This is a genomic window from Virgibacillus natechei (genome assembly GCF_026013645.1).
GTDB lineage: Bacteria > Bacillota > Bacilli > Bacillales > Amphibacillaceae > Virgibacillus_L > Virgibacillus_L natechei.
In genome coordinates this window covers 3,251,631-3,264,473 of record NZ_CP110224.1, presented here as the reverse complement: position 1 = coordinate 3,264,473, position 12,843 = coordinate 3,251,631, and the positions used below count along the sequence as shown (strand labels likewise).

General features: G+C 38.7%; 11 protein-coding genes. 10 read left to right on the top strand and 1 reads right to left on the bottom strand.

All coding sequences use genetic code 11. The features are described 5' to 3' along the window. The first annotated feature begins 58 nt into the window (after positions 1–58). From OLD84_RS16465 to OLD84_RS16435, 7 genes are all read left to right on the top strand, one after another. Positions 59–1,198 carry a Gfo/Idh/MocA family protein gene (locus tag OLD84_RS16465; RefSeq protein WP_209462520.1) on the top strand — a complete coding sequence of 380 codons (1,140 nt, stop codon included), beginning with the start codon at positions 59–61 and terminating at the stop codon, positions 1,196–1,198. A gap of 65 nt (positions 1,199–1,263) precedes the next feature. After that, the gene (locus tag OLD84_RS16460) at positions 1,264–2,364 is read left to right on the top strand and encodes a Gfo/Idh/MocA family protein (protein WP_209462519.1); all 1,101 of its coding nucleotides are present in this window, start codon (positions 1,264–1,266) and stop codon (positions 2,362–2,364) included. Between the two features lie 16 nt (positions 2,365–2,380). Next, the gene (locus tag OLD84_RS16455) at positions 2,381–2,782 is read left to right on the top strand and encodes a VOC family protein (RefSeq protein WP_209462518.1); all 402 of its coding nucleotides are present in this window, start codon (positions 2,381–2,383) and stop codon (positions 2,780–2,782) included. 39 nt (positions 2,783–2,821) lie between these two features. Then, positions 2,822–3,907 carry a mannonate dehydratase gene (gene uxuA, locus OLD84_RS16450; protein WP_209462517.1) on the top strand — a complete coding sequence of 362 codons (1,086 nt, stop codon included), beginning with the start codon at positions 2,822–2,824 and terminating at the stop codon, positions 3,905–3,907. Then, positions 3,894–4,742, top strand: a complete 849-nt coding sequence (locus OLD84_RS16445) for an SDR family oxidoreductase (RefSeq protein WP_209462516.1) — start codon at positions 3,894–3,896, stop codon at positions 4,740–4,742. Before uxuA ends, OLD84_RS16445 begins: the two co-directional genes overlap by 14 nt. A 13-nt stretch (positions 4,743–4,755) precedes the next feature. Continuing rightward, positions 4,756–5,694 carry a sugar kinase gene (locus OLD84_RS16440; protein ID WP_209462515.1) on the top strand — a complete coding sequence of 313 codons (939 nt, stop codon included), beginning with the start codon at positions 4,756–4,758 and terminating at the stop codon, positions 5,692–5,694. A gap of 13 nt (positions 5,695–5,707) precedes the next feature. Beyond that, complete coding sequence (locus tag OLD84_RS16435; RefSeq protein WP_319961443.1) at positions 5,708–6,367, top strand: bifunctional 4-hydroxy-2-oxoglutarate aldolase/2-dehydro-3-deoxy-phosphogluconate aldolase; 660 nt, start codon at positions 5,708–5,710, stop codon at positions 6,365–6,367. A 192-nt stretch (positions 6,368–6,559) separates the two neighbouring features. Here OLD84_RS16435 and OLD84_RS16430 read toward each other — a convergent pair whose 3' ends face one another. Further along, the gene (locus OLD84_RS16430; RefSeq protein WP_209462514.1) at positions 6,560–7,747 is read right to left on the bottom strand and encodes an ROK family protein; all 1,188 of its coding nucleotides are present in this window, start codon (positions 7,745–7,747) and stop codon (positions 6,560–6,562) included. 295 nt (positions 7,748–8,042) lie between these two features. On the opposite strand from OLD84_RS16430, the gene xylA reads away from it, so the two are divergent. From xylA to OLD84_RS16415, 3 genes are all read left to right on the top strand, one after another. Further along, complete coding sequence (xylA, locus tag OLD84_RS16425; protein ID WP_209462513.1) at positions 8,043–9,368, top strand: xylose isomerase; 1,326 nt, start codon at positions 8,043–8,045, stop codon at positions 9,366–9,368. Between the two features lie 26 nt (positions 9,369–9,394). After that, positions 9,395–10,894, top strand: coding sequence for a xylulokinase (gene xylB / locus OLD84_RS16420; protein ID WP_209462512.1), 1,500 nt, complete (start codon positions 9,395–9,397; stop codon positions 10,892–10,894). Positions 10,895–11,139: 245 nt separating this feature from the next. Further along, positions 11,140–12,537: an MFS transporter gene (locus OLD84_RS16415; RefSeq protein WP_209462511.1), complete on the top strand. Its 1,398-nt coding sequence runs from the start codon at positions 11,140–11,142 to the stop codon at positions 12,535–12,537. Positions 12,538–12,843: the final 306 nt, after the last annotated feature.

Below are 12,843 nucleotides of genomic sequence, written 5' to 3'. Positions count from 1 at the left end.
TTATTTAATTTGTAGCCACATTAAACAAGGAATTTTGGTGAAAAAAGGAGTGTAACCCATGATTAATGTAGCGGTTATAGGAACAGGGGCAATAGCGCCATCACACATAAATGCCTATCAAGCGTTTTCTGATAAATGCCAAATTACTGCCTTATGTGATGTTTATTCTGAGAAGGCAGAAAAGGTAAAAGGTGATTTTAAACTTACAGCAGCTATAGCAAAAGATTATAAGGAATTGTTAAACCGTACGGATATCGACTTGGTTTCCATATGTACACCACCTTATACACATGCAGAAATAGCTGTCGATTTTTTAAATGCTGGGAAACACGTGCTAGTTGAAAAACCAATGGCTTCATCCTTAAAAGAATGTGATGTAATGAATGAAGCTGCTGAAAGAAATGGAAAAACACTGTCGGTAGTAGCTCAAAACCGTTTTCGTAATTCGATGATGAAGCTGAAACATGTCTTAGACACTAAACTTATGGGACCGATCGTTCATACGCAGGTTGACTCTTTTTGGTGGAGGGGTCACAGCTATTATGACTTATGGTGGAGAGGAACATGGGAGAAAGAAGGTGGTGGTTGTACGTTGAATCACGCTGTTCACCATATAGATATTTTCCAATGGATGAATGGGATGCCATCTGAAATAACAGCTGTAACAAGCAATGTGGCACATGATAACGCAGAGGTCGAAGATTTATCCATAGCCATTGGCCGCTATAGTAATGGAAGCTTGGCGCAGATTACGAGTTCTGCTGTTCATCATGGAGAAGAACAACAATTGACTTTCCAAGGGGAAAATGCACGAGTGTCCACTCCATGGAAATTAAAAGCTTCTAAGTCAAAAGAAAATGGATTTCCAGAAGAAGATTATGAACTAGAGGAAAAAATTCAGCACGTTTACGATAAGCAACCTGACGTAAAATATGAGGGGCATGCTGGGCAAGTTTATGATGTATTAACGGCTATTGAAGCAAACAAAGAGGTTCTTATAGATGGGGTTCAAGGACGTAAAACCTTAGAGATTATTATGGCCATTTACGAGTCGGCAACTCTCGGGAAGACGGTAAAGCTTCCATTGAATGAAGAAAGTGCTTTTTATACAAGAGAAAGCATATTAAAAAACGCGAAACATTTTTATGAAAAGAAAAACACGATAGATAACTTCGGTGAGAATACCATTACAACTTGAGATCGTTACTAGTGATCGTACGTTTAGATATGCAATGAAAAATAATGGAAAGAGGGGACAGTGGAATGAATAGAAATGATGGAATGAATTATGCTCCTAAAGGAAAGGTCAACAAAGTAGTGGAAAAGGGAGAATTCCTTTTCGCAGCTATCGGTTTGGATCATGGTCACATTTATGGAATGTGTAATGGATTGATAGAGGCAGGCGGGGAATTAGTTTCTGTCTACGATCCAGATCCTGAAAAGGTAAAAAAGTTTTCTGAGATCTATCCTGGAGTTAAGGCCGTCTCTTCTGAACAAGAAATTTTAGAAAATCCAGATATAAAGTTGGTCGCCAGTGCGAATATACCTTCAGAACGAGCCCCACTTGGCTTAAAGGTGCTAGATCATGGAAAACATTACTTTACAGATAAACCAGCATTCACTAGAAAAGAACAGGTGCAGCAGGCGGAACAAAAGACAAAAGAAACAGGACTAAAATGGGGAATCTATTATAGTGAGCGGCTGCATGTTGAAAGCGCTGTTTTTGCCGGGCAGCTTATTGAAGAAGGTGCTATTGGAAATGTTGTTCAGGTGATTGGCACCGGTCCACACCGAGCGAATGCGAATAGCAGACCGGATTGGTTTTTTGATCCCGAACGTTATGGTGGTATTCTTTGCGATATTGGCAGCCATCAAATTGAACAGTTTTTACATTATACAAATGCGAAGGATGCAAAAGTACTTCATAGTAAAGTTGGTAATTATACGCTTAAAGATCACCCGGAGTTTCAAGATTTTGGCGATGCTACCTTAGTAGCTGACAATGGTGCCACTTTCTATTTCCGTGTCGATTGGCTCACCCCTGATGGACTGGGGACTTGGGGAGATGGTCGTGTGTTGATTCTTGGGACAAAAGGTTACATTGAAGTGCGGAAATACATTGACATTGGACGCAGTTCCTATTCGAATAACTTGTATTTGGTAAATCACGAAGGGGAAAAGCATTTCCAGTTGTCAGGGAAGGTAGGCTTTCCTTTCTTCGGAGCGTTTATTCTGGACTGTCTAAATGGTACAGAAAATGCAATGACGCAAGAACATGCATTTAAAGCAGCAACGTTATGTATTGAAGCACAAGAACAAGCGATTCAGATCGAAACAGAAGGTCAGTCCATCATGAATAAATAAATGAGGGGGACTTGAGTTGATTGTAATAGAGAATTTCCACCATGTTAGCTTATCCGTTACTAATTTGGAAAAGGCAAAGGATTTTTATGGTAGGATCCTCGGTTTTCAAGAGATAGAACGCCCTGCATTTGACTTTCCCGGGGCATGGTACAGGATCGGCGATCAGCAGCTTCATTTGATTGTTCATAAGGACGCTGGAACACTTCGAAATAATCAACAGATCGAATCAAAGGATGGCCATTTTGCCATACGCGTCCGTGATTACGATCAAACATTAGACCACCTAACGCGTAGTGGTATAAAAGTTATGGAAAAGCCAAATAGCAAGAGTGGGTTTGCTCAAATATTTTGCGCAGATCCAGATAATAATTTAATAGAATTTAATGTCGATCAGGAGGGGTTAAATAATAACGAATGAATCGGATGTCATGTAGGTAACTGGAGGAGGATTAGAAAAATGAAAATGGTACTTCGTTGGTTTGGGGAAGGAAATGACCAAGTTCCTTTACATCATATGAAACAAATACCGGGGCTAGAGGGGGTGGCTTGGGCACTCCATGATATCCCAGCGGGTGAAGTATGGCCACTGGATAAAATAAGTGAAATTAGAAAGCAAGCAGACAGCCATGGATTAAATATGGATGTGGTAGAAAGTGTTAACATTCATGAAGATATAAAATTAGGGCTTCCTACTAGGGATAAATATATTGAAAACTATCGTACAACAATTAAAAACTTAGCTAGTGCTGGTGTGAAAGTTATTTGTTATAACTTTATGCCCGTGTTCGACTGGGTACGTACCGATTTATACAAGGAACATGAAGATGGCTCAACATCCCTTTTCTTTGAAAAAAGCATCATTGAAAATATCGATCCGATGAAGCTGGTCAAGGAAATATCACTGAATAAAAATTATAGTATGCCAGGGTGGGAACCAGAACGGTTAAAATATTTAACAGAACTATTTAAGCAATATGAAGGCATAACAGAAGAAGATTTATGGGATCATTTACAGTACTTTTTAGAAAAAATCATTCCCATAGCAGCACAATATGATATTAAAATGGCTATCCACCCAGATGACCCACCGTTCTCTGTATTTGGATTGCCAAGAATTATGAAGAATAAAGCGGATATTAGACGATTGCTAGGCCTTGTAGATAATCCGTATAACGGGCTAACTCTATGCAGTGGTTCATTTGGAGTAAATGCAGACAATAATGTTGCCGAGATGGTAAGGGAATTTTCCGATAGGATCCATTTTGCCCATATTCGAAACGCAAAGACATTTGGAAATGGTGATTTCATTGAAACTTCGCATCGCACTTCTGATGGAACAATTGATATTTACGAAATAGTAAAAGCCTTACATGAGGAAGGATTTACTGGTTACGTAAGGCCTGACCACGGAAGACAAATTTGGGACGAAGAATGCAGACCTGGTTATGGCTTTTATGACCGTGGTTTAGGTATTATGTATTTATGGGGCATTTGGGATAGTTTAGTTCGTGCAGGAAAGGAGACATATCATGTTACCAATTAATGAAAATTTACAAGGAAAAGTAGCTGTTATCACAGGGGGGAGTGGGGTTCTGTGTAGCGCTATGGCAAGGGAATTAGGTAAACAAGGGGTAAAGGTGGCTATTTTAAATCGCCAAGTCGAAAAAGGAAGATTAGTAGAACAGGATATTTTAAATGCTGGCGGAGAAGCCATTGCCCTTGCTTGTGATGTGTTGGATAAAGAGAGCGTGGAAGAAGCAGAAGAAACCATTACCAACAAATTTGGTGTTTGTAATATTTTAATCAATGGGGCTGGCGGAAATCACCCTGAAGGGACAACAACAAATGAAACCCTCAAGCCTGAGGATCTGGAAAATAAGGATCTATTAACATTCTTTGACATGACGACAGAAGGATTTCAGCATGTCATGAACTTAAATTTGGTTGGAACCATTATCCCATCACAGATTTTTTCTAAAAAAATGGTCAATCGAAAAGGTGCAACGATTATTAATATGTCATCCATGAGTGCACCATCTCCGATGACAAAAGTTCCTGCATATAGTGCAGCAAAGGCAGGGATTGATAATGTGACACAATGGTTGGCTGTTCATATGGCGGATGTCGGAATTCGTGTAAATGCGATTGCTCCCGGCTTCTTTTTGACAGAGCAAAATAAAGATTTATTAACTAACACGGATGGATCACTTACGGAACGATCCGATAAAATTATGTCACAGACACCAATGAAACGATTTGGTGACCCGGAAGATTTATTAGGAACCCTTTTATGGCTAGCGGATGAAAAGATGTCCGGCTTTGTTACCGGAACAACAATTCCAGTCGACGGAGGATTTATGGCTTATTCCGGAGTGTAAAGGAGGTTTATCGATGGATTTGATTACAATAGGTGAATCGATGGTTCTGTTCACACCACATACAAGTGGTCCACTTCGTTTTACTAATACGTTTCACAAAACAATTGGTGGAGCAGAATCAAATGTAGCTATTGCACTTTCTCGACTTGGTCATCAAACAGGGTGGATAAGCCACTTAGGTGATGATGAGTTTGGGTTGTATGTTCGAAATTATATACGAGGAGAAGGTGTAGATACCTCAGCAGTTCGATTTGATAAACACTTCCCTACGTCTGTATTTTTTAAGGAAATCAATCCAGGGCAGGATCCAAAAATTTATTATTACCGAAAAGGCTCAGCGGCAAGTCAAATGACACCTGAAAATGTGGATGAGAACTATCTCTCCAAGGCAAAATTTATTCATTTAACAGGAATTACACCAGCAATAAGTGAATCTTGTAGAAGGACAATTTATAAGGTGATAGACATCGCTAAAGAAAATAAACAAACCGTTGTGTTTGACCCAAATATACGTTTGAAACTTTGGTCAAAAGAAGAAGCAACAGTAGTATTGGGAGACATTGCAAGAAGATGTGATATTGTGCTACCGGGATTAGAAGAAGGCACACTGCTAACGGGTGAAAAGTCCACGGGGGAAATTGCTTCATCTCTTTTACAAGGTGACACAAAAGTTGTTGTAGTGAAACGAGGAGAAGCAGGGGCTTACTTTGCTACAAAAGATGATAGCGCCTACATAACAGGTGAAAAAGTTTCAAAAGTTATGGATACAGCAGGAGCAGGAGATGGATTTGCGGCAGGTTTTTTATCTGGGTTAATTCGAGGTAGAGGCTATCGGGAGGCAGTAGAATTGGGGAACCAAGTTGGTGCACATGCCTTGACAGTTACAGGAGATGTAGAAGGGTATCCTTATTGGTCACAAATCGCTCCCGATACTAAAGAAATATTGCGGTAAATGGGAGGATTAGATGATGCTAGCAAAACTAGAATTAATCAATCGTTTAACAGAAAATGGCGTTGTTGCTGTCATTAGAAATATACCAAAGGAAAAAATAATGAAGGTAGCTGAAAGTCTGATAGAAGGTGGGGTTCATGCATTAGAAGTAACCCTTGATGGTGATGACCCCCTAATTATGATAGAAGATTTAACTACCGAATTTCAAGATCGTGCCATCATCGGTGCTGGTACGGTGCTAGATGAAATGTCAGCAGAACGTGCAATAGGAAGTGGGGCTCAATTTATTGTTAGTCCTATTTTAAAGAAGGAAGTTATTCAGGCGACACGTAGACATGGAAAAGTAAGTATTCCAGGAGTGATGACACCGACGGAAATGGTTGAAGCTATTGAATGGGGTGCAGATATCGTGAAAGTTTTTCCAGCTTCTGTTGGAGGACTAGAATTCATAAAAAATGTAAAAGGTCCTCTACCCCATATACCGATCATTCCGACTGGAGGAGTAGACGCTCATAATGCAGCAGATTTTATTAAAGCAGGCGCAATAGCAATCGGTGCAGGAGGAAATTTAGTTGATAGGAAGGCTGTTTTAGAAGAGGATTATGCTAAACTGACTGCAATGGCTAAGGAGTATGTGTCTACTGTTAAAACCGCTCGAGAAATGAAAAAATAGTAGAATATATCAAAATGCAAGCTATCTGACAGGCTGTAGTTAGTAGTAGATTAAGAGGTGGGAAGGGGTTAATCACCCCTTCTGTCTTGATTGTGCAATGGACAATTGACGCGAAAAAGTTTAATCGGCCATACTGCTTTATATTCACTGCTAGTAAACGCATTATTCGAGTGCAAACCTACCCATTGAAAGTTATCCTATATATAGTCTTTTATCCGATAAGAACTTTGATGTTGAAAAGGTTGCTGCACCAATCGCACTTGAACGCTTGCCCAATTTTGAAAAGCGTATTTCTGTATTCTCATTATGATAAGTCGAAAGTCGTTCCTCCAGAACATGGTCGATTGGATTCGCGATCCAATTTTCGAATTGGGCAATACGATTTCCGATAACAATAATTTCTGGATTGAATATATTGATGATATTTGTTAGCCCAATACCGATATTTTCACCTAATTTATTTAACATCTGTAGCACGTCAGTATTCCCCATTTGTGCCTCGCTGATCAGATACCCTAAATCTATTTCATTTTCATCGTTTAACAGGTCGTGTGTTTTAGCATCTATAAATAGCGCGCTTTCAGAAGCATATAATTCCCAGCATCCACGGCTACCACAGGAGCATTTTTTTCCATTCGCCTCAATCGTGAAATGGCCCATCTCACCTGATATACCACTTGCACCGGTATACAGATTATGATTAATAATAATTCCTGTACCAATACCGACGCCGATGCTGACATAGATTAGGTTGGGGACGTTTTTTCCTGCTCCATATAATCGCTCGCCGTGTGAACCTGCATTGGCTTCATTTTCTATCGTTGTAGGAATATGAAATCTATCTTCCATTACTTGTTTTAAATCTACTTGTTTCCATTTAAGATTTGGAGCAAAAAGAATTGTATCCTCTTTATCCACGTTTCCGGGAACACCGATACTGATTCCGACAACCCCGTAGGTGCTTTCAGGTGCTTTTTTCAATAATAATTCTATAACGGATGTTAAATTTTCGATTACATAATCAAATTCAATATCATGCAAATCTCTATTTATTTCTCCTATGATATTACCCTTTAAATCTGTCAGAACTCCCAAAATATAATTTACTCCCAGGTCGATACCAATCGTGTAGCCAGCATGATTATTAAAATAGAGCATTACTGGTTTTCTGCCACCACTTGATTGATCAGATGTTATTTCATATACAAACGAGTCATTAATTAGTTCTGCTACCATGGTTGAAACAGTTGCCTTATTTAAACCGGTACTTTTAGAAATATGTGCACGAGATACAGGTCCTTTTTCTTCAATTAATTTAAAGACAACGGACTTATTTATTTGTTTTATTAGGTTCTGATCGCCAGTTTGAATTGTTTTCATGTAGCTTCTCCTTAAATAATTGATATATTGAATTCTCGTCAGCTTATAATTAGGTTGTTTTTGATGTAAGATTGTTTACCCATTGCATAAAAGAATTGTAATAAAGGTATCTATTTCAGTTGAATTCGAGCATGTATTGACACTAATTATACATTCATTACGTTAAAAATGCTATAAGTATTTGACAACGTTTGCACTAAAAGTTAAACTTAGTTTATAAGTTAAACAAAGTTATTGTTCATAAACGGTCCCTTTTGGGGTCAATCCGTATTTATTCGAGAGGAGATATAATGATATGAGTTATTTTTCAAATATAGACAAAATCAAATACGAAGGTGCAAGATCGACAAACCCATACGCATTCAAATTTTATAATCCCGAGGAAAAAATTGGCGGGAAAACGATGGAGGAATACCTTCGTTTTGGTGTAGCTTACTGGCATACATTTACAGAAGATTTATCCGACCCATTTGGTGTCGGTACTGCTATTCGTCCGTGGGATAAGTATCAAGGGATGGACCTAGCTAAAGCTCGGGTTGAAGCAGCGTTTGAGTTATTCGAAAAACTTGATGTACCGTTCTTCTGCTTCCATGACGTTGATATAGCACCAGAAGGAAATAATTTAAAAGAATCAAACGAAAACCTGGATACGATTGTAAGCATGATGAAAGATTACATGAAAGATAGTAAAACCAAGTTGCTCTGGAATACGGCGAATAACTTTACGCACCCTCGTTTCGTTCATGGTGCTGCTTCTTCCAATAATGCGGATGTGTTTGCCTATTCTGCCGCAAAAGTGAAAAAAGGACTTGAAATTAGTAAGGAGCTAGGTGGCGAAAACTATGTGTTCTGGGGTGGTCGTGAAGGGTATGAAACCCTGTTAAACACTGATATGAAGCTAGAGATGGATAACCTGGGCCGTTTCTATCATATGGCAGTTGATTATGCGAAAGAGATTGGCAATGATGTGCAATTTCTCATTGAACCAAAACCAAAAGAGCCGATGAAACATGCTTATGATTTTGATGTGGCAACTGGTTTTGCGTTCTTGCAAAATTATGATCTACAGGATCATTTTAAATTTAATATTGAAGCGAACCATGCAACATTAGCTGGGCACACATTTGAGCATGAATTACATTATGCCCGAATAACGAATACATTAGGTTCTGTAGATGCAAACCAAGGGGATACATTACTAGGTTGGGATACAGATGAGTTCCCTACAGACTTATCCTCTAGCGTTCTAGCGATGTATGAAATCATCAAAAATGGTGGACTTGGTCGAGGTGGATTGAACTTTGACGCGAAAGTTCGCCGTGGTTCCTTTGATCCAGAAGATTTATTTCATGCCCATATCGCTGGAATGGATAGCTATGCAGTAGGTCTTCGCGTGGCTCAGAAGTTGATAGATGATAACGTGCTAGAAGGCATTATTGATGACCGTTATAAGAGCTACACCGAAGGAATTGGTTTGGATATTGTGGAAGGAAAATCAGATTTCCACAAATTGGAGCAGCACGCGCTGGGACTAAATGAAATTACCAATCAATCCGGTCGTTTGGAAAGAATTAAAGCTACGATTAATCAGTATTTGTTGAGAGAATACGCAGGGGAATAATAGTTAGGTACAGGAGAGGGTTTGCTATGAAATATGTCATCGGAGTGGATTTGGGGACAAGTGCCGTCAAGGTTTTATTAGTTAATCAAGACGGTGAAGTAACGAAGGAAGTTGCCAGAGACTACCCATTATTCCAGGAAAAGACTGGATATAGCGAACAGGATCCCAATGATTGGGTCGATCAGACAATGAAAGGATTGTCTGATCTGCTCCATCAATTTGAAGGGAACCCTGACGATATAGAGGGGATCAGTTTTTCTGGCCAAATGCATAGCTTGGTTTTACTTGATGAGAACAAAGAAGTATTAAGAAATGCGATTCTTTGGAATGACACACGTACGACAAAAGAGTGTGAAGAAATTTATGATCGTGTTGGGAAAGACCATTTACTGGATATCACCAAAAATATCGCACTAGAGGGATTTACATTACCTAAAATCCTTTGGGTGAAAAACAATGAACCGGAAATATTCAACAAAGCTCAAACATTTATGTTACCAAAAGATTATGTCCGTTATAAACTAACTGGCATGTTGCATATGGAGTACTCCGACGCTGCAGGCACATTATTACTAAATGTAAAAGAAAAAGAATGGAGCAAAGAAATCTGTGCGTTGCTTGATATAAATCCTGATATTTGTCCACCTTTAGTTGATTCATCTGATGAAGTCGGAACAATCACTGCTGAAGTTGCTGAGATGACTGGAATGAATCCTTTTACACGCGTGTTTGCTGGTGGCGCAGACAATGCATGTGGAGCAATAGGATCCGGAATATTAGAAGAAGGAAAAACACTTGCAAGTATTGGTACGTCAGGTGTTGTCCTGTCTTATGAAGCAAGCGGTGATAAGGATTTTCAGGGGAAAGTGCATTATTTTAATCATGGTGCACCGGATGCGTTTTATACGATGGGCGTAACGCTCGCTGCAGGATATAGTCTGTCATGGTTTAAAGATGTTTTTGCAAAGGATATCGATTTTGAAGAACTACTAGCTGATGTAAATACGGCACCCATAGGCTCGAATGGATTGCTATTCACTCCATACATTGTTGGAGAGCGAACACCACATGTCGATGCAAACATACGTGGAAGCTTTATTGGAATGGATGCCTCCCATGAAATGAAACATTTTACTCGAGCTGTGTTGGAAGGGATTACATTTTCATTAAATGAGTCCGTAGAAATATTCCGGGAAAATGGAAAAACCATTGACACTGTCGTCTCAATTGGTGGTGGAGCGAAAAACGAAAACTGGCTTCAAATGCAGGCGGATATATTTAATGCGAAAATTATTAAATTATCAAGTGAACAAGGCCCGGGAATGGGTGCTGCGATGTTAGCTGCATATGGCTGTGGTTGGTTTGGAACACTTCAAGATTGTGCTCAAACATTTATTAAAGAAGATGAAGTTTATTATCCTATTAAAGATAATGTGGAAAACTATAAAGCTATATTTAAATTCTATCAAGAAGTTTTCCCATTAACATTGACGCTAAACAAACAGTTGATGAACTATAGAAATTAGCATGTAATAGAATGCTAAATTTTAAGGGAATGTTCTTGGCACGGACTTTCTAATGATGAATTTTTAATCTTGGAAGCGATTAATCAGTTCATTGAATTTATCTCAGTTTAACGGGCAGATCGACTAAAACGTCACGTCCTGGGACGCGTAAGCGCAGTCCCAGTCCCAACCTTTAAGAAAAACAGCCTTTAATTAAGCGCTTTTATGATAGACCTTATGAAATATTACATCTAGGTGGGTGACATATGGAAAGTGCACAACAAGAGAGGAATTATAAGAAAACACAGAAACTAACAATGAATGAAAAGCTTACTTTTGGTTTAGGTGATTTTGGAGCGAATTATAGTTGGACCTTTATCGCTTCATTTATTACGATTTATATGACCGATACAGCAGGCATTGGTGCCGGGATTATTGGTACGCTTATTTTAATTTCCCGTGTTGCTGATGGATTTACGGATTTGTACATGGGGAAAGTAGTTGACAATACAAAAGCAAAAATGGGCAAGGCAAAGCCATGGGTGTTTTGGACTGCACCTATCTTAGGTATTTTAACATTTATGTTATTTAATGTACCGAGTTCTTTCGGTCAAACAGGTAAAATTGTCTATGTGTTTTTAATATACTTTTTAATTTCGGCACTCTTTTACACTGCTAATAATGTGGCGTATTCATCTCTGACTTCCTTTATGACAAATGATAAAAAAGATCGTGTATCACTAGGAAGTATTCGTTTTATCTTTGCTAACGTTGCTGTATTATCTATTAATACATTTACAGTTCTGTTAGTAGATGCGTTTGGTGGTGGGCAGCAAGGTTGGACTTTTGTGGCAGCATTGTATGCGCTATTATGTGCAATACCGTTAATGGCCACAGGGTGGTTTGTTAAAGAAAGGAATGTTGCAGAAAAGAAAAATAAAGAAGAAAAAACTGCTTTTCTACCAATTGTGAAGGTCTTAATTACGAACAAATACTTTATTTTGACATTTGTTTTGTATTTATTATGGTACTTAAGACAGACAGAGAATGGGATAAGAGTTTATTATGCAACGTATGTTTTGGATAATCCTGATCTGATGGGTGTTTTAAGTGTAGCAGCATTGTTACCAATGATCATTGGTTTATTCTTTGCTCCAAAGTTTGTTGGTAAATTTGGAATTAAAAAGAGTGTAAATGCTGGATTGATTGTTTCCGTAATTGCTTATGTTATCATGATATTTTCTTCTGAAAACGTCACATTTTTAGTAATTGGGTTGATTATAAACGCTATAGGTTTGGTGCCGTTACAAGGGGCTCTAACCGCTATCGTAGCTGACGTTGGGGACTTGGTATATTGGAAATCAGGTGTACCTGTTCAAGGTTCTGTATTTAGTTTAACAAGTGCTGGAATGAAGATTGGACAAGGGATCACTTCGGCCTTGGTAGGTTGGTCACTTGCAATTGGTGGATATGTAGCTGGTGCAACTATGCAAACGGATGGTGCAACAATAGCAATGAAGACAATGATGATATACTTTCCACTAGCCACCGTTATTCTTATGTTTATTACAGTAGCCTTATTAAACTATGAGAAATTCATCCCTAAAGTAAAAGAAGATATTGAGAATGGTTACGTTGGAGAAGCGCGTACGAAAAATCTGTAATAGAAGATTCATTTTTGTAATGTGATGGTGAGAATAGGATAGTGACCCCCACTCGATTTCTATTTGAGGTGGGGGTTTTATAGCAAAGATGGAAGGAAAGTTTAAGTAAGGTTTACGCTCATTTTCCTCCCATTTCTTTCTTAACCTGCATATTGAATACTTAGTTCAACCGATAGACTAACTCTGTATTTATTGGTATACTGTTTTGTAAGCAGTTACATATCATGACGGGAGGGGAAGATATACGGCGCCAAGATTTTTTGAAAAATGATTGAATCTTTGGAACCTACGCAATCATTGGGATTC